Consider the following 17,709-nt stretch of genomic DNA (forward strand, 5'->3'; position numbering starts at 1 on the left):
ATATGGCAAGAATCGATACTAAGAAGAGCAAAATAAATGAAACAACCTGGTAGCCTATGATGTCTTTAACGAGGTAACAGATGATAGAGGATAAGACTACAGCAAGAAACGTAGAAAAATATTGGCGAGCAGATGAAGTAAAAGAGGGTGCAGATGCTTTTTCTCTAAACCAATCCTTTGCCTGCCTATCGGCTCCAAGTATGTAAACATCTATATTCCCACTGTAACGAATTAATCTATTCACAAAATTGCCAAGTCGAAACATTGATAGAATATTGCGACTGCGTGGTTTTCCAACAACAATGTGCGTAATATTTTCTTTTTGCGCAAAGTCAACAATGGCCTTAACAATGTCGTAGTTGGTTACTATTCGGAGCTTAATTCCCAGCTGCTTCGTAAGGTTGATGTTCCTGTCAAGTTGTCCCTGTTCTTTCACTGTCAACTTGTGTGAAGTATCTACATAGATGGCCTGGATATTTGCCCCCATGGTATACGACAATGTTTTTGCCCAGCGTAGCAATCGGCTAGAGAAGGGGCTAGGGCCAATGGCAACCAAAAGATGTAACCCCGATTTCCACGGTCCACGGATACGCTTTAACTGCAAGTAGTCGTGTAGCTGCTTGTCTACCCGATCCGCTACGAGGCGCAGTGCCATTTCTCTCAAGGCAGTTATGTTGCCCTTACGAAAGAAATTTTCTATAGCGTCTCTCGACCTTTCTGGAGTATAAATCTTTCCTTCAGATAGTCGTTGAAGCAGCTCCTCGGAGGTCAAGTCAACCAGCTCAATCTCGTCGGCATTTTCAAAGATTTCATCAGGCAAGGTTTCATGCACCACGATACCTGTAATTTGAGCTACCGTTTCTGAACGGCTTTCGAGGTGCTGAACATTTAGGGTTGTGTAAACATCAATACCATTCTCCAAAATCTCCAGAACATCCTGATACCGTTTTGCATGGCGGCTACCAGGAGCATTGGTGTGGGCTAGCTCATCAACCAATACAACCTGTGGTTTGTGCGCTAGGATGCTGTCCAAATCCATTTCCTGAATGGTGGTGGATTTGTATTCCATGCTTAACCGGGGGATTAGTTCAAATCCTTCCACCAGCATGGCTGTTTCTCTACGGTCGTGAGTTTCGACGTAACCTATAATTATGTCACTTCCTTTTTGCTTTTCGGCATGAGCGGTTTGCAGCATGGTGTAGGTTTTACCAACGCCCGCACACATGCCGAAAAATATTTTCAGCTTTCCACGCTTACTCTTTTCTTCTTCCCTATAAAGTGAAGCTAAAAGTTCATCGGGGTTCGGTCTATTTGTGTCGAAACTGCTCATTTTATTTTATCAGTCTCTAAATTTAGTAATAATACATTCACCCTAGGTTCACCCAAACAAATAAACTGTGGCGGTTCTATTAGCGAATCTAGCTTATGCAGCAGCTCCTGTTTTTGTACCGTGCTGTAATTCCTTGCTTTTGCTATTCTATTAACCTGCAAAAGGGCAGCTTGAGGCGAAATATGAGGGTCGAGTCCACTTGCTGATGCAAAGAGCATTTCGGAGGGAACATCGGTATGGCTGTTTAGATTATTGAATTTCAGAAAGTGATTTCTTCGCTCTTGCACAAGCTCTTTCAATTTTGTGCTTGTCAAACCATAGTTGGAACCACCCGAAGGCAATGGGTTATACGAAATGGCGGAAGGTCGAGAGTCAAAATATATACTGCTATCAAACTGTTGGCCTATCAGCATGCTCCCTATTGGCTTTTGGTTGATAGTAATAATGCTGCCATTTGCCTTTGTTGGAAATACAAGCTGCGCAATTCCTGTTATAAAAAGTGGGTAGGCAACACCTGTTAGAACAGTAAAAAACAGAAATATTTTGAGAGAAATTGCAATTGTTTTCATTTCATTTCTTTTTGTGTCCTTTTATGGTAGGCCAGCATGTCATTTATGGCCTTAATTGCGAAATCAAGCTCCATGAGTTTCCCTGAATAAATGAGAAGAAGATCTTTATCGGCATGTGCATCCAATTCTTGCATTTTATCGTACTCATTTTTTCTTCTATGAATGAGCATTTCACTTAAATTGTTGACAAGATTTTCCATAGCGCAGAATTTACAAATTGATCAGTATGTCGATTAGTTTAATGCCAATAAACGGTGCAACCATTCCGCCTACACCAAAAATCAACAAATTTCGGATTAGCGCGGTATTGGCTGGCACGGGCCGGTAACGTACCCCTTTTAGTGCCAAAGGAATAAGGAGGATAATGATAATTGCATTGAAGATTACCGCACTCAAAATGGCGCTTTGAGGTGATCCCAACCGCATTACGTTCAGTGCCGAAAGTGGGCCAACGCCGTTGTTGCTAGCATATAGCGAAAGGGCTATGGCGGGAATAATGGCAAAATACTTAGCCACATCGTTGGCAATGCTAAAAGTGGTTAGCGCACCACGTGTCATAAGCAATTGCTTTCCTACTTCAACAACCTCGATCAGCTTGGTAGGGTTGCTATCGAGATCAATCATATTCCCGGCTTCTCGGGCTGCTTGTGTTCCGGAGTTCATGGCTATGCCAACATCGGCCTGAGCAAGGGCAGGAGCATCGTTGGTTCCATCGCCTATCATACCAACTAAATGTCCGCTAAGCTGCTCTTCGCGAATACGGCGGAGTTTATCTTCGGGCTTTGCTTCGGCCATAAAGTCGTCTACGCCGGCTTCGGCAGCAATGGCGGCAGCAGTCAACGGATTGTCGCCAGTAATCATCACCGTTTTGATGCCCATTTTACGCAGCTCTGCAAAACGTTGTTTAATGCCACCTTTTACTATGTCCTTTAGGTGAATAACGCCCAGTATCTTATTGTCCTTTGCAACAACCAATGGCGTTGCGCCTTGCCGTGCTAATTCCGAAACAACATCCTGAACCTTTTGGGGAAAGAAGCCATTGTTGTTTTGCACAAACGTTTTAATGGCTTCAGCTGAACCTTTTCGTATGCTATAGTTAGTGGCACCGTCGGTGGAATGAATATCGACTCCACTCATGCGCGATTGCGCCGAAAAAGGGATGAATTGCGCGTGCAAGCTCTTAACATCACGACCACGAATGTTAAACTTTTCTTTAGCCAACACTACAATTGATCGGCCTTCGGGAGTTTCATCCGAAAGAGATGAAAGTTGGGCAGCATCGGCCAGCTCCTCAGCCGTAACACCTGAGGCCGGGATAAAGTCGGTTGCCATGCGGTTGCCTAGGGTTATGGTGCCCGTTTTGTCGAGTAGTAGCACATCAACATCACCTGCGGCTTCAATGGCCCTGCCGCTCGTGGCAACAACATTGCGTTGTAATAACCGATCCATGCCGCTTATGCCTATTGCGCTTAGTAAGCCGCCGATTGTGGTTGGAATTAGGCAGACCAGCAAGGCGATAAGCACAGGAATCGTGAGGTTTTGCGACATGGGCATTCCCGATGCATGGAGGCTGTAGCCAAAAAATGCGGGCAGCGTAACCACCGATAGTAAAAAGATGATGGATAGGCCTGAAAGCAAAATTGATAGTGCAATTTCGTTGGGCGTTTTCTGACGTTTTGCGCCCTCCACCAATGCAATCATGCGGTCGATAAATGTGTTGCCCGCCTCGGATGTAATTCGGATTAAAATTCGGTCGCTAATAACTTTTGTTCCCCCTGTTACGGCTGACCTATCACCACCGCTTTCTCTTATAACCGGGGCCGATTCACCGGTAATGGCCGATTCGTCTACACTGGCAATTCCCTCTACAACCTCACCATCCGAAGGAATTATGTCGCCCGCTTCACACACAACAACATCGTTCATTTTAAGATCAGAGGCGTAAATCGGCACCTCCTCCTTTCCACTTAGCTTACGGGCTTTGGTTTGGGTGCGATTTTTTTTAAGGCTTTCTGCCTGTGCCTTACCACGACCTTCTGCTATTGCTTCAGAAAAATTGGCAAACAGAACCGTAAACCAAAGCCATATTGAAATTTGAAGATTAAACGATGAAAAGCTACCTTGCAAAACCCCGGAGATAGTAATGATTGACGTTAATGCTGCCCCAATTCCCACAATGAATATAACCGGATTCTTTATTAGTAATGCCGGATTCAGCTTGGTTAAGCTGTCTTTCACTGCTCTTAAAAGCAACTGCTTGTTAAATATGCTTGTATTTTGCTTCGTATTCATTGCCTTATTCGATTTTAAAAGGTTACTCCACTCTTCAGTAACAGATGCTCAACAATAGGCCCAAGCGATAGCGCAGGAAAGAATGTTAACCCCCCAACTATTAGGATTACTGCAATTAGCAGCCCTGCAAACAACCAGTTGTCGGTGCGAAAAGTGCCGGCTGAAGGTGGCGTTATTTTTTTCCCCGCCAAGTTTCCGGCAATTGCCAAAACTGGAATAATTACGCCAAATCGCCCAATTAACATTCCAATGCCAAGGGTTAGGTTGTAAAAAATTGTATTGGCATTTAACCCAGCAAAGGCGCTACCATTGTTTCCTGCAGCCGAGCTGTAGGCATATAGTATCTCCGAGAGTCCATGTGGCCCCGAATTATTAAGGCTCGATAGACCTACATTACTTACCGATGCCCACGCCGAGAAGAGAAGAATTACGAAGCTTGGTGCGAGAACTGCAATTATGGCCATCTTAACCTCGAACGATTCAATCTTTTTCCCTAAATATTCTGGGGTTCTGCCCACCATAAGCCCGGCTATGAAAACCGTAAGAATTATGAATACTATCATTCCATACAAACCGGCTCCAACACCACCAAAAACAACCTCTCCAAGCATTATATTTATCATGGCAACCATACCGCTAAGAGGTGAAAGGCTCTCGTGCATTGCATTTACAGAGCCATTGGAGGCTGCGGTTGTGGAGGTTGACCAGATTACGCTGTTTGTTATTCCTATCCGGGTTTCTTTCCCTTCCATCAGTGGCAAATGTCCAAAAATTGGGTTTGATGAATACTCCGCGTATAGCGATATGCTTAGCCCAATAACCAATAGAAACAGCATTGCTGTGAATATTGTCCAACCCTGGCGGATAGAGCCAACCATTTTACCATAGGTGAAGGTTAACGAGGCTGGGATAAGCAAGATTGCCAGCATTTCGAGGAAGTTGCTGAATGGTGTTGGGTTTTCGAATGGATGTGCACTGTTGGCATTGAAAAAACCGCCACCGTTGGTCCCCAGCTGCTTAATGGCAATTTGCGAAGCGGCGGGTCCCATCGGGATCACCTGCTGTCCGCCTTGCAATGTTTGAACCGTTTCGTAAGGTTTGAAATTTTGCACTACACCTTGCCCTACCAATACTATGGAAAGCAGTATTGAAAAGGGTAGGAGCACATATAGCGTGGAGCGCGTGAGGTCCACCCAAAAATTACCCAAGTTCTCGGTGGTTTTTCGAGATAATCCCCTGATGAGTGCCAGCAATACGGCTATTCCTGTGGCCGCACTTACAAAATTCTGCACCGTAAGCCCTACCATTTGCACAAAATAGCTTAGCGTGGTTTCCCCTGCATAGCCTTGCCAGTTTGTATTGGTCATAAAGCTAACCGCCGTATTAAAGGCTGAGTGCCACGATACGTTTGAGAGGTTAGCCGGATTTAAGGGTAGGTAGGTCTGAAAGAGCTGCAGAAGAAAAACAAATATAAATCCTGTCAAGTTAAAGAGTAGCAGCGCAAAGGTGTATGACTTCCAGCTTGTTTCCTCATGCGGATTAATTCCAACTAGCTTGTAGGTTATCCTCTCGAGCCAGCCAAATAGAGGTAGCATAAAATGTTTATTTCCTGAAAAAACATTGCTCATGTAGTTGCCCAGAATTGGTGCCAAACCAATAAGCGCCAAGAAAAACGAAGCCACCTGAATAATATCATGATTGGTCATAGCTAAAATTTTTCAGGTTTGATAAGGGAGTATACCAGGTAGGCAAGAACAAACACCGATACTATTCCACCAACAATATAGCCCGTGGAATTCGCTGTGTTCGAATTTGCTAAAAGGATAATTGCATTCATGCTAGCTATTTTTTGATCGATACAAAATTATGGTTGAACCTATAAGGATTCTACAAAATAGATAGCCAAGAGTATAAGGATTTTATAAAGAGGAGGATGGTTCAATGCTTCGAGGGAACTTCTTGGGCATGGGTTTTCTGCAATCAACATATTTGATTTGCAGTCGATACGTTGACTTTATGAGCGGTGGAATACTGAATTGAGGATAATGAGCCTTTGGCGAACTAAGCCTAGAGGGAATACGTGTTTATAGCACCATGCCAGAGTAAAAAACGTTCGACCCTGGATGGGGTCGATGGGGTGGGGTGGCAATACCCACTTTCAATAAGGGGTTAGTTTATTCCAACAAGCGATTTCTGGTTGATGCTAAAAAAATAATCCCGCAAGGGGAGGGCCGTAGCGGGATATAGAATGACTTTTTTGATTAGAGAATATTTTGTTCTACAACCACAATGTTTTTTAATAGATCCGCTTTTAATGGTGTCAGATTAAAGGTTGGTATGGTTACCGTTTGAATACCTGATAGGGCAGTTAAACTAGAGATATATGCCCTGATGTAAGGGAAAAGTATGGCAGGAGCATTTGTTACGAAGTAGCTATTCTTATATTCTTCAATATTTGCTTCCTTGGGAAATTCAAACATTCCCAACGATTTAATTCTGATTTTAAAGTTTCCCTTTGATTCCGTGAGGTTAATCTCCAGTTCAAGATGAAATTGATTCAGTTTTGGAAGAATTATCCCTTTGGGTTTAAAGGTCACAGTAACGCTGTTCAACTCAGGCCCAGACACTTTAATGTGAGATTCCTGAATTGTATAACCAAGAAAACTAAAAGAGGCATTGTTAGGTTTGCTCATGCTGCTAAAGCGTAATTGTTTTCAGAAGTTACTTCTTCATACCTATTGTTATACCCTGAGTATAACTTATCTGGTGAGTTTCCATTAGATATAGAGCCAGAATACTCTGCTGAAATCAACTCGTCTACAGTAGGTCCTATAAAGCCTAGCGCTTCTATTTCCTCCCACTCTTTTATGAACTCTTCATGGCTTACTGAAGCTAAGTGAGATTTCAATTGGTCGGTTAAAGAGGATTTCATAACTTTTATTGCTTGTAAATTTCTGGGTATACTACTTTAAAGGTGCGCAAAAGTAATCTTTTTTTCTCCATCACACAAACTTGAACTCTTGGTGCTGCATACATAAAGTTTTTATACTCAGTGGAAAAGTAGTAAATATTTCTTGAATCTGGATTATCTGCTGCCCGAATTGTAAAGTATCTTTGAAGAAAATCAGTGTGTCTTTTAAGATACTCAATTATATTAGGAACAGTTATCTGTGAAATTGGTTTAGTCTTTAATGCATCTTTTAATGCGGATGCCGCTTCCGATAGGATTATTTGATGTGAAACATCACCATGTATATCGAACATGGTAGGATCTCGGTTGATATCTATCTCAAAAATGACATAATTATCGGCACCATAAGTTGTCTTACCCCAGCTATGTGCCCATTCAATATTGGTATCCCAAAAGTAGTATCCAAGGCCAAGCCATGCTCTAGAATGCGTACACTTAATTGGACCTGATTCTTCAATCGCGTCTACATTGTCGCGCTCTTCCAAAGTATGATATCCTTTTGTAACAACCATACACAAATTTAGGCGAACTTTTGAAATATTAAAATAAATGTATCCTTCGCTATCGCCAGAAATTTCTGGCTGATGATATAAAAGCAATCCCGCTATGGGAGGACCGTAGCGGGATATTAAGGAGTTAGTTAAACTTTGTATTACTTAAAACGAAACCTGAATAAATACTCTGTTCAGGTGCCCATTCTTTTCTATTTGTTTTACCTTTATTTTTAACCGGTTACCGTTTTTTTTGTGAAACACTCGGTTGTGAATTATCTTAACATACCCCAACACACTATCACCTTTGAAAACCTTAACTGCATTTTTGTCATGGGAATTCTTTGGTTCCACTTCCCAACGCAATTCATCACCCACTTGTATTGTTTCCGATGGAATACTGCGTGAGGTTAGCCCACTTATTTCGGTAATAAAGCATAAGTCTTTTACAGGATGAAAATCTACTAGAAACTCAAAGTTATCGGTCGATAGCATTCCTTGGGTATGCGCAAGCATGTAGTATTTATCATCCTTAAACTTTGGGTTTATTGCCCAGAAATCTAAGAAACGATTAATGTCAGAACGGTCTGTCTTAATTAATCTTTGTCCAAACACCTCAAGTACATTATCGGTGTAAGTTTTATCTATTTCAGGAAAATCGGTATAAGGCGAAAATCCTTCCTTGTATGCCTCCTGTACTGCCTCCAAGTTATAGTTAAAGCGAACACTACTGCTGGAACCGCGACGAATAGTTCCAACAATTTTTCTTCTCTCTCCTTTTCCCTTTCTCCAAGTTAAGAATATGTTTCCTAACGCTTTCACTGTCTTAGTCCTTTCAGTTTGTTGAACCGCAAAGTTATCATTTTTGATATTAGCTCCTTCCTCTCAACAGGCAGTTTATGAATATTTAAGTTTTCAGGGAGGTTTCTATCTATATTACTAACTATTTCACGAAGCCGTTGTTCATTAAAACGGTTAGATACTACATCAATTATCGCATTTACTTCTGAGGGGTATTCATCCTTAACCTTCTCAATTAATCCAAAGTGCGAGAGGTGCTCATTTTCCCAACGTATCTCTGCCTTTCCTCTGTTTATATATGCATCAAGCATATTTCTATCGCTAAGCATTTTGGATACACGATCATCTTCAATCTCGCGCCCCAAGCAGCTGCCGCTATCATAAATTGGGGAAAAGGTTGATGGCATAATTAGGTCTACATTTTTGAAAACCTTATGTAAATCTTCTTTTTTTGTCTTATTAATTACGGAAACAAGCAGGATGCCTAGCTTACCAACAATTGTTTTTCCAATGTCAACACCTGTTTTTCTTATTTCAGCAATAATGTCGTTGTATTCTGTAATGAAGCCCCAGTTTTCTTGGTGTCTATCACTATTCCCGATAATACTGTCGAGAATGATGACCCGTATTATCTCTCTGATTGAATCTTCAAATCCAAATAATTTTAACGCCTCTCTAATAAATTGAAAAGTATAGGCGCTATACGATTGCTTATCTTGGGGGTTATAAGTGTTGTCATATCCTGAGAGATAGCGAATTCCTTCCGTAAGATTGTTTTTACCTTCAGTAACCATCGATTTTGAAATACACCCAATTTCTCCACTATTGTATGCTATATCATATTTGAGCATGTTAAAGCCAAGGTATTGACCAACCTCCGAGGCTATTATCTCCGACCAAAATTCAAACTTATAGTCTAACTTTTCTTTTTTTAACGATGTTTTAAAAAAATATCGCTCACCTGTTTCCGGGTGCGATACCACTATTTTATTACGTGTTCCTCCAGTTTGAAACTGAAGTTGCTGATTCCATTCTGATACATCAAAGTAATTGGCCATGGCACTATAACTTATAAATAGGCTTATCTATATTATGTCTCCAACCTATGTAAATTCACAAAGAATGGATTACTCATCCTCTTCATCATCTGAAGAATTAATAAATTGCCCTTCTTCATATATTGCCTGATCTCTCGCAATTGTCTTTCCCATCGCTTGCTCAATTCGATTAAGAATTTGGTTTTTACGGTTGTTAAAGAAACCATAAAAATCATCGCTATACATAAACTCAGGAGCTACGACATGTGATTTCAATATGGTATTAAACTCCTCTTCAGCAACAGCTGCACTGGCTTTTAATCGACTTAAATACTTACTTGGGGCATCACCACTCACTATTCTATTAGTGCGACCTGATAGTGGTGTTTTATTTATTATACAATCAAAATCATATCTTGCAATGCCGTTCTTTTCGCACCATGCCACAGGGAATATGTGATGAATATCAATTGATTCAGAAAAATAGGTGCTAAAATCAATTTTAGTGGCCGACAACCAGTCTTTGGTATTCTCATCCATAAGCAAGGCATACACTCCTTTATATGCAGCACTATTTCGCGTGCGTAGCGTATTTAGTCTAGATGGTGAAAAATTTGCATCGTAAATAGTCTTTGGCTCAACATTGTTGTTTTCAATCCAATCAACTACCTGTGCAATGTCCAATGCATATCTAGATTCATTTGCAGAACCATATAATTCACCGAAAACGCCACACCAGAACCAACGCATAAGCTTGTTCTTGTTTCCAATATTATCAATCTTGTTTCCAAGTTTTGCTAATATTGCTGTCATTGGAATAAGTTGTGTGCTATAAGGAAGATCTCTAGAATTGAAAATGTGATTTTCAACTAGAATTTTCGATGCCTTTATAAAGCCCTTAACAATATCATCTCTATACTTTTCATATTCTGCAAGGGATAGATTTAGCATCTCTTTTCTCTTAGCACTTACGGATGGTGCATATTCCACATCTCCATTTTGCAATTTCTCAATTCGCTTTTGGTAGGTAGAATATAACGTTATGGCTTGAATAATGTCAGTATTACTGGTGTTCCAGAGCACTCTGTAGGGTCGAAACTCATCTTTGATCTTTTCCCAATCCGATTTAAGGTCAAACTCATCCGATGCAAACGTAGCGGTAAGAAGCTCGAAGACAGTTAGCGAAACGCCACCAGTATTAACCTTTTCGAATACCTGACATACAGCTTCCTTGGGATTCTCTTTCTTCATTAAAATGACAGGAAGCATATACCCATTAAAGTTGTTTATTATTTTTTCTTCGAAATCATCCCAAAATTCAGATTTCTCACTTGCGTGATTCCAATACTTGTTAAATCCTTTTCTCCAAACACTGTATTCATCTACCATACAGACAGGATACATCAAATTCTTATATTCATACTCCTCCTTTGTTAGGTTAAGTACAATATCCCTCCCAATATTTGCTGTTACTATTTTATTTTCATTAATGGAGAAAATTGCTTCTTCTAAGTCCGTGCTCGGGTCCATTGCCTTTACCATATCAATATAGTACCAGCGTCGAATTTCGTAACCCTTTGTATTTCGAGTAGTAACAGCTCTGTTGGTGATTATTGCCTGATAAAGCGATGTAATACGTTGCTGTCCATCAAGTATTAACATGTCAGGCTTTGTTCCATTTATTCCTAAAACACCCTCAACTGGTTTTGTTTTAAATCTGATGCTTTCATTGCCTGTCTCAAGAAGCATGACTGCTCCAATCGGAAATGACTTTGCCACACTTGCAATAATTCCTTTAATGCGATTATCGTCCCAAACCCATCCCCTCTGGAAATCGGGTAGTTGTATTTTCCCCGAATTTACATCCTTTAATATCTCATAAAGGCTTCTTTTGGTTGAATCGAAAGACTCCATATTTGTTATATGTTAGTTACTTAATCAGTTTTAATTGTCTGGCAATATCTTGGGTGAATTTCGTTAATGGTCGTTTGTGGATATCTTCTTTATCAATATAGCTACCAATAACCATTCTGTGAACTAGTGCTTCATCAATTTTAAGAATCAAGGATAGCTCTTTAATACGTGAAGCACTATATGCTTTTGATTTCCAAAATAGTTCTTCGACAATGTCTATTTGTGTATTATATAGTTCCGAAATTCCATAGGTTTTGTCATGATTGGTTGCATATTTTGTATTTCCATCTTGTCCATGCTTAAACCCAACTTCAATATCGTCTCTGTTGTTTGAGAGTCGGTATTTGGCTTCGCTGCATTTTGTTATTTGAAATGTAAAACCTTCTAAAGGTGTGTCATTTGCATATAAATGAAAGTCTAAACCCAATGTTACATTCCTTGAACTCTTGGTTATATTGCAATTTCCACAAGATGGAATGAGATTGAAAAAAGATATACTCAACAATGGATATTTTGATTTAGGGAAAAAGTGATCTAATTGGAATCGAGATTTTTTATTTCCGTTTTTACTATTAGTAACAACTGTAAGCATTGCATTACAATAAGGACATGTTTTCAGACCAATAGTTTCTATAATTTTATGAGCATAACTTTTTCTGAACTCCTCATAATCTAATGCCTCTAAAATTTTTTTGCTAAAAGAATTTGTTTTCTTCCTTGTACTTGCATTTGGCCGATCATAAAATAAATCAGAATCCCATTCTTTTACAAATTGTTCCTGCTCTTCTGGACGGAGAAGAATAAACTTCTTGAAATCAGCTGTAATTTCTTCAAGAACTTGATATTCCTTGTCCAGTGAATTATATGAATTTCTCAATTTTAAAATTTCTGCTTTTGCTTTTGATATAGCACTATTCGCTTGTAAAAGTTCCTTGTCAACAAGTTTTCCAAAGTAATTATCAAGTTTATGGTCTATTCTTATGGGCCGCATCTCTTAATTGTTTATTTTCTTGTTTTAGTTCTTTAATTCTTGTAATCAGATCAACTCCTTTTGTATCGTATTGTTGTTCTTGAAATTTTTCGTTCCACATGTCCTGGAGTTGATTTTTGATTAGTGGCTCCCCAATTATTTCTATAAGGTTTAAACTCGATTCTTTATCAAAATTGAGTTTTTTACTTGTTTTAGCCTTGCTGTTAAGATATTCAATGAGATTGCTGATTTTTTGTTTTGCAAATTCACCAATAGTGTTTTTCAAGAAAAACGAATCGGAATATAGTGTATGAATATTTGAACCAAATGTTTGTTCATTATCTACTGCACTATAATTTAAGGAAGATTCGAAATTTTTCCTTAGGAATACAATGTTGCTTTTGGGTAGATCCGAAACTAAAAATGGAGAATGACTTGCAATAAACAATTGAATTTTGGTGTTTTTAAAAATGGTTCTCTCTGTTGTTGCAAATAGGTATGAAAGAAAATTCTGGAGTGTAGCCAGATACTTCCTCTGCCATTCAGGATGAAAACCAATCTCCGCTTCATCAAGTATAATACAAACTGTTTCTACTTCTGCTTCTGGTGAATTCTCTCTAAGAATTTGGTCCTTTGCATCATATAGTCTTGAAAATAAATCTAAGAACGCTTTTTCGCCACTACTCATATCATGCCATTCTGTGCTAATAAAACCAAAACTTGTTCCATTATTAAATGATTCGAGATATGTTTCGTAGTTTGATAAAAGTTCTACAACTGAGGCTTTGTTCTGTATCTCTATTTTACGACTTCCTTCGTCAAGAGAAGCAGTGTTTTCTACATTATCAATTATAGAATATGCGCTTTCAATTAGATTTGTGATATCTGCGCTACTTACAATAATTTGAGAATTGAAAAATTCTTTTGCTGCGTCATAAATACTTATCTTATTGTAATTTGAAATATTAACTCCCGATAAAATATCAAAATAATCTCCATTGTCGATATTTTTAAAGTAATTATATATAAGCGCTTCAACAAATGCAAGTTTGCATTTATGGTTTAAGGCTCTTGATGATAATAATTCATCAGTGTCAATTCCTTTTTTGATAGTTTTATTGATAAGCGAATATTCTGATCTAATCCTGTCTTTAAAATATGTAAATATCTTTTTGTCCTCAAAATCAATATCTCGAGAGTCATCGATATTGAAATTTACTACGTCAAAAATAAGACTAATGTATTTTGGTGGGGGAAATTCTAGGTTATCCAATAAATTGGAGTTAACCACCTTGATTTGACGCAATATGTTTTTGTGCTTATGGCGTAGTAGGATGTTTTTCCCTGGTAGACTAAAGTTATCAACGTTTGCATCTTTTTCTACTAAGTAATTGGTTGATATGTCGATGAAATCATTTTTATCTGGGTAGGGATATCCTTTTAAATCAAAAATACCTGAGTAAAAAATTGTTTTTGTTTTGTTTAATTCTATGATTTCTGTTAGACGTGACGAAAACAAAGGATAAAGACAAATTGGTATTTTGTCCCTTGAATTGTAATTAATTTTTATCTGCCATTCGTCTTTATATAATGGAGATTCGAAGTCTTCAGAAGCTTCTATAAATTCGTAGAGAGTATGATATACTTGTATCTTTTCCCCAAAACGAAGAACAGCAAGAAATTTGTCATTGTAATGTAGTCTGCTTGTATAAAAACGCTTTAAAAACTCAAGAAAACTAGTTTTACCTGCTCCATTTTCACCAATAAAGGCGGTGATATTTCGGATATTAGAAGAGTAAAAGTTTGAAGGGAAAGTGTGTAGTTTTATTATTTGTAGTTCTAGTTCTCTTGACTCTTTAGAATATTTCGAAAGAGTAAAGCTATATTCTCCGGTTAACGAAACCTCCTGAGGACTCGCTATTCCATCACAGTTTTCTATAAAAAAATACAATAATTCCATTTATTACAATGTTTATTTCAGAAATATTTGTCCCAAAACAATGTGCTTGTATTCTGCTGCATCAATGTTCTTACGGAGCTTGTCCGCTGTTTTCCAGAGTTGCTTTTCTCGGGGTTCTTCTGTTCCGTTTCCGTTTTTCTTTGCCATGTAGCCTATTCGTATTTTCAATGAAAGTTTAAAGGTAGCTATTTATTTGCGGTGTGCTGGTTCAAAATCAGCTCCTTTGTGCACCTTCATTTGTTGATTATATATATTAAAAGTAGCAATCATTTTCCAAAAAACATCAAAATGCGCTGCTGTTTCTTCTGTAAATAAAAATGCACCTCTTCGGGAAGTGCAAAAATCATCTTTTCGATCGTCAATATATTCCCCATCCAGCCGCAGCTCAAGTTAGTTTGCCGAGCTGCCATAATGCCCATGTCTTTTACCGTTTGGGAAATTGGGTTTGTTCACTGGAAAACGCACCAATTCAATGCCTTTTTATTGGCAATTAGCTGAATTACAATTGTTACATATGGTTGCATCAACCTGTTTTGGCTAGTATCAACAGCCATTCAATGGAGAAGTTCCAGCAGCTGGCAAAGCATGCCGTTACTATCCTTATTTCGTATTTAAATCTACTGTCCTAATTTCTTCGCCTATGCAAGCTTTCCCCTTACCCAGCTGTCGTGCTGCTGTGCCCAATACTCCGAAAAGGTTCCAAGCCGTGCGGCGGTTCTTGGATGGCAGAGTGGAATTACGGAATAGGGTTTGTCATTTATATTGATTTTATGCGGCACGCCATATTTCACCTTCGTGTTTATAAGTTGCGAAAGGCTTGTAAAGCTTCTGTCGTAATGGTTTATAAACCATCGAATGGGAATGTCGCCCAAAAGAATAATGGTCTTAGCCCCCGATGCCTCCAGCTCGCCAGCTATCTCCTTGCAGCGGATTTCGGCATTGTTTTTAATCTCATTTTCGTTGAATACCGGAACAGTGGCAGGAGCGAGGTTATACTTTTCAATAATTTCCTCGGTGTAGTGCTTCTTCAAAACGTAACTTTGGCTTGGGTTTACGCGCGATTCTGGCAATAAATCACAAAGCCATGCTTGGTCTCGGCTTACTCCTAGTGGATTGAGGAATAGCTTGTCGAGGGCAACGCTAGAGGGGCCATTCAACGAGTTGTTTGTTGGTATTTCGAGCCTCCCCAGCTCTGCTGGAATTTTTATGGACGAAATAATTTGTTCGGCATCGTCGCCTTTCCAAAATATGTAAGGTTCGCTAGCCACAGCCATGGTTTTTACCTTTTCTATGTTGTCGGCACCAATCCATCGTGCATGAACTGCGCTGGCATAAACCCCAAGAACAAAAACTTCTTTGTTGGGTGCGGTGTCCGTCTGCTGTACTCTAGTCAATTTTTCGCCAAAGGGGAAGTAGTAGTCTGCCATTATCTTGTTTTTTGTTAAATTTCTTGCTCTGTTGCTCGTGAAATGTGCATTTAAAGGTAGCTAAAGCCTGTTGTTATCCAAAAAAAACAACTATTAGCGATTGCTAAAACTTTGAGTTGGCATTTTGCCACCGTTTCCATTCGTCAAAAAAAACATCCAACAGGCAGTTGCTCAATGTGGTGTATCGAGCTGCCTTAATACCAATGTTTTTTACAGTTTGGGGAATGGGAGGCTGCTTTTGGCAAGGTATGTTCTTTGCGCTCCAGTGCAATTTCCGCCAACAGGGATTGTAATTACTATCTCAGACAAAAGTGCTTGTGTCAACAATCAAAATCGCTACATTTGAATTACGTAACGTTTAGTAATCAGTATGAAAAGCATTCTTCGATTTATTGGTATAGTAGTTTTAGGTGTCAGCATAGGCGCAACCAACCTTGCCGCCCAAACACTTAGCGGTGTAGTTATAGATGAGCATGGCGATCCGGCCATTGGTGCCTCCGTTTACCTCGATGGAACCTCCATTGGCTGCAGTGCCGATGCCTATGGACATTACTCCCTAACGGTTAAGGAGCCAGTAAATACAAATCTGGTGGTGAGCATGGTTGGCTACCAAACGGTGGTATTGGCGAACCCTTTTCAGCATCCCGTTCAGAAAATAGTGCTGCAGCCCACTACTGTAGAAATTAAGGCATTGGTAGTTACCGGCGATGGATTCAGCCGAAAGCAAAAGCTTAGGATATTTCGCCGCCAGCTGCTGGGGAATACCCAAGCTGGGAGACGCTGTCGTATTTTAAATGAGGAGGTAGTTACCTTTAGCTATAGCAAGCGCGATAAGTTGCTTGAGGCCATGGCGAGCAAACCCCTCGTAATTTTTAATCCATACCTCGGATATAAAGTTACTTTTGACATGGTTGAATTCCAAGTAAAATTTAGCGATAATACGCTGTTGAATAATAGCATGAGTGGTTCATATTTTCTTGGAACCATCTTTTTTAAAGATGATAAAGAACCAAATGGGAAGGAGGAAATTCATCGAGCAAATTGCTATGATGGCTCAGCACTCGATTTTTTTCGTGCTATGCGCGATCATACTTGGAAGCAGCGGCAGTTTGAGCTCATTTCGGGTGGCTCATTAATCTCGCCCGACAGCTGTTTCACGGTTAGTGATTCGGCTGAATATAAAAAGGTCACAGTTCTTAAGAGAAAACTAAGAGGCTTGGTGTTAAGTGGCAATCCTCTAACAAATTCTACAATAAACCTAGGGATTGTTTATCGAAGAAGGGAGCAGTCGTTTGTGGTATTTAGAACCAAAACCTTTTACCTCGACAGCTACGGCAACAACTCAGAGCCAAGCAAGATTTCATTTGGCGGCGAGCTTGGTGCAAAACGGCTAGGTGATATGCTTCCCCTCGACTATGTGAAGCATCCCAAGGCTACGGTAAAACATTAGTAGCTAAATATATTCACCGTAGGCAATAGCCAGCTGCAACGAGCAAATTTCTGGGTTTGAATGGCAATGGGGCACAACTGCTATTCCGTTCTGTTTAATTGTTTGTGCAGTGGTTTACTCCTCAAATAGCTTTGGAAGAACGTGCTGAAGCGTTTTCTTCACCTCCTCGTTGGAGGCTGGTTCGCGGGGGATAATCAGTATGGTGTCGTCGCCGGCAATGGTGCCAGCAATCTCCTTGGAACGAAAGGAGTCGATGTAGATGGCCACGCTGCTGGCAAAGCCTGGAAGCGTGCGCACAATGCCAAAGTTGTATGAAAATTCAAGTGAGATAACGCTCTCGGTGGGAAGATTCAGCGAGGAGGGCATACGGTCGTGCATTCCCATCTTCTCAGGCAAAACGTATATGTAGCCCTTTTCGTTATCGGGCATCTTAGCTACCCCAAGCGATTTCAGATCGCGCGATAGCGTTGCCTGCGTAAGCTCGTAGCCCAGCTGTC

Annotated in this window: 18 protein-coding genes; 1 reads left to right on the forward strand and 17 read right to left on the reverse strand. The window is 39.8% G+C overall.

Annotated elements, in window-relative coordinates:
• The 16 genes from VMW01_17595 to VMW01_17670 all read right to left on the reverse strand — a co-directional run.
• Positions 1-1,330, reverse strand: a 1,330-nt coding sequence (locus VMW01_17595) for a universal stress protein (GenBank protein HUW08056.1), incomplete at its 3' end; no start/stop codon positions are given.
• Positions 1,327-1,899: a potassium-transporting ATPase subunit KdpC gene (gene kdpC, locus VMW01_17600; protein ID HUW08057.1), complete on the reverse strand. Its 573-nt coding sequence runs from the start codon at positions 1,897-1,899 to the stop codon at positions 1,327-1,329. The genes kdpC and VMW01_17595, both read right to left, overlap by 4 nt.
• Complete coding sequence (locus tag VMW01_17605) at positions 1,896-2,099, reverse strand: hypothetical protein (protein HUW08058.1); 204 nt, start codon at positions 2,097-2,099, stop codon at positions 1,896-1,898. Before VMW01_17605 ends, kdpC begins: the two co-directional genes overlap by 4 nt.
• A gap of 10 nt (positions 2,100-2,109) precedes the next feature.
• On the reverse strand, positions 2,110-4,191 hold the full coding sequence (gene kdpB / locus VMW01_17610; GenBank protein HUW08059.1) for a potassium-transporting ATPase subunit KdpB: 2,082 nt from the start codon (positions 4,189-4,191) through the stop codon (positions 2,110-2,112).
• Between the two features lie 14 nt (positions 4,192-4,205).
• On the reverse strand, positions 4,206-5,897 hold the full coding sequence (gene kdpA / locus VMW01_17615) for a potassium-transporting ATPase subunit KdpA (GenBank protein HUW08060.1): 1,692 nt from the start codon (positions 5,895-5,897) through the stop codon (positions 4,206-4,208).
• Positions 5,898-5,899: 2 nt separating this feature from the next.
• Entirely contained in the window at positions 5,900-6,028 is a 129-nt protein-coding gene (gene kdpF, locus VMW01_17620; GenBank protein ID HUW08061.1) for a K(+)-transporting ATPase subunit F, read from the reverse strand.
• 424 nt (positions 6,029-6,452) lie between these two features.
• The gene (locus VMW01_17625) at positions 6,453-6,884 is read right to left on the reverse strand and encodes a protein-export chaperone SecB (protein HUW08062.1); all 432 of its coding nucleotides are present in this window, start codon (positions 6,882-6,884) and stop codon (positions 6,453-6,455) included.
• Complete coding sequence (locus VMW01_17630; GenBank protein HUW08063.1) at positions 6,881-7,123, reverse strand: hypothetical protein; 243 nt, start codon at positions 7,121-7,123, stop codon at positions 6,881-6,883. The genes VMW01_17625 and VMW01_17630 overlap by 4 nt, the downstream gene beginning before the upstream one ends.
• A 5-nt stretch (positions 7,124-7,128) precedes the next feature.
• On the reverse strand, positions 7,129-7,674 hold the full coding sequence (locus tag VMW01_17635) for a hypothetical protein (GenBank protein ID HUW08064.1): 546 nt from the start codon (positions 7,672-7,674) through the stop codon (positions 7,129-7,131).
• Positions 7,675-7,818: 144 nt separating this feature from the next.
• Positions 7,819-8,475: an HIRAN domain-containing protein gene (locus VMW01_17640; GenBank protein HUW08065.1), complete on the reverse strand. Its 657-nt coding sequence runs from the start codon at positions 8,473-8,475 to the stop codon at positions 7,819-7,821.
• On the reverse strand, positions 8,472-9,512 hold the full coding sequence (locus VMW01_17645) for a hypothetical protein (GenBank protein HUW08066.1): 1,041 nt from the start codon (positions 9,510-9,512) through the stop codon (positions 8,472-8,474). The genes VMW01_17640 and VMW01_17645 overlap by 4 nt, the downstream gene beginning before the upstream one ends.
• Positions 9,513-9,581: 69 nt before the next feature.
• Positions 9,582-11,405 (reverse strand): DUF262 domain-containing protein, encoded by a 1,824-nt coding sequence (locus VMW01_17650; GenBank protein ID HUW08067.1) that lies wholly within the window; start codon positions 11,403-11,405, stop codon positions 9,582-9,584.
• Positions 11,406-11,421: 16 nt separating this feature from the next.
• Entirely contained in the window at positions 11,422-12,396 is a 975-nt protein-coding gene (locus tag VMW01_17655) for a hypothetical protein (GenBank protein HUW08068.1), read from the reverse strand.
• Entirely contained in the window at positions 12,371-14,335 is a 1,965-nt protein-coding gene (locus tag VMW01_17660; protein HUW08069.1) for an AAA family ATPase, read from the reverse strand. Before VMW01_17660 ends, VMW01_17655 begins: the two co-directional genes overlap by 26 nt.
• A 12-nt stretch (positions 14,336-14,347) precedes the next feature.
• Positions 14,348-14,482 (reverse strand): type I restriction-modification system subunit M N-terminal domain-containing protein, encoded by a 135-nt coding sequence (locus VMW01_17665; GenBank protein ID HUW08070.1) that lies wholly within the window; start codon positions 14,480-14,482, stop codon positions 14,348-14,350.
• 491 nt (positions 14,483-14,973) lie between these two features.
• Positions 14,974-15,762 carry a hypothetical protein gene (locus VMW01_17670; protein HUW08071.1) on the reverse strand — a complete coding sequence of 263 codons (789 nt, stop codon included), beginning with the start codon at positions 15,760-15,762 and terminating at the stop codon, positions 14,974-14,976.
• Positions 15,763-16,132: 370 nt separating this feature from the next.
• Here VMW01_17670 and VMW01_17675 point away from each other — a divergent pair, with 370 nt between their 5' ends.
• A complete protein-coding gene (locus VMW01_17675; GenBank protein ID HUW08072.1) occupies positions 16,133-17,212 on the forward strand; it encodes a carboxypeptidase-like regulatory domain-containing protein in 1,080 nt (359 codons plus the stop codon).
• A 114-nt stretch (positions 17,213-17,326) separates the two neighbouring features.
• Here VMW01_17675 and VMW01_17680 read toward each other — a convergent pair.
• Positions 17,327-17,709, reverse strand: a 383-nt coding sequence (locus VMW01_17680) for a hypothetical protein (protein ID HUW08073.1), incomplete at its 5' end; no start/stop codon positions are given.

Origin of the sequence: Williamwhitmania sp., assembly GCA_035529935.1 — a bacterium.
Lineage (GTDB): Bacteria > Bacteroidota > Bacteroidia > Bacteroidales > Williamwhitmaniaceae > Williamwhitmania.

Coding starts and splice junctions, on each gene's coding strand:
- kdpC (HUW08057.1), bottom strand. CDS start 1,899: ATGAAAACAATTGCAATTTCTCTCAAAATATTTCTGTTTTTTACTGTT.
- VMW01_17605 (HUW08058.1), bottom strand. CDS start 2,099: ATGGAAAATCTTGTCAACAATTTAAGTGAAATGCTCATTCATAGAAGA.
- kdpB (HUW08059.1), bottom strand. CDS start 4,191: ATGAATACGAAGCAAAATACAAGCATATTTAACAAGCAGTTGCTTTTA.
- kdpA (HUW08060.1), bottom strand. CDS start 5,897: ATGACCAATCATGATATTATTCAGGTGGCTTCGTTTTTCTTGGCGCTT.
- kdpF (HUW08061.1), bottom strand. CDS start 6,028: ATGAATGCAATTATCCTTTTAGCAAATTCGAACACAGCGAATTCCACG.
- VMW01_17625 (HUW08062.1), bottom strand. CDS start 6,884: ATGAGCAAACCTAACAATGCCTCTTTTAGTTTTCTTGGTTATACAATT.
- VMW01_17630 (HUW08063.1), bottom strand. CDS start 7,123: ATGAAATCCTCTTTAACCGACCAATTGAAATCTCACTTAGCTTCAGTA.
- VMW01_17635 (HUW08064.1), bottom strand. CDS start 7,674: ATGGTTGTTACAAAAGGATATCATACTTTGGAAGAGCGCGACAATGTA.
- VMW01_17645 (HUW08066.1), bottom strand. CDS start 9,512: ATGGCCAATTACTTTGATGTATCAGAATGGAATCAGCAACTTCAGTTT.
- VMW01_17650 (HUW08067.1), bottom strand. CDS start 11,405: ATGGAGTCTTTCGATTCAACCAAAAGAAGCCTTTATGAGATATTAAAG.
- VMW01_17655 (HUW08068.1), bottom strand. CDS start 12,396: ATGCGGCCCATAAGAATAGACCATAAACTTGATAATTACTTTGGAAAA.
- VMW01_17660 (HUW08069.1), bottom strand. CDS start 14,335: ATGGAATTATTGTATTTTTTTATAGAAAACTGTGATGGAATAGCGAGT.
- VMW01_17665 (HUW08070.1), bottom strand. CDS start 14,482: ATGGCAAAGAAAAACGGAAACGGAACAGAAGAACCCCGAGAAAAGCAA.
- VMW01_17670 (HUW08071.1), bottom strand. CDS start 15,762: ATGGCAGACTACTACTTCCCCTTTGGCGAAAAATTGACTAGAGTACAG.
- VMW01_17675 (HUW08072.1), top strand. CDS start 16,133: ATGAAAAGCATTCTTCGATTTATTGGTATAGTAGTTTTAGGTGTCAGC.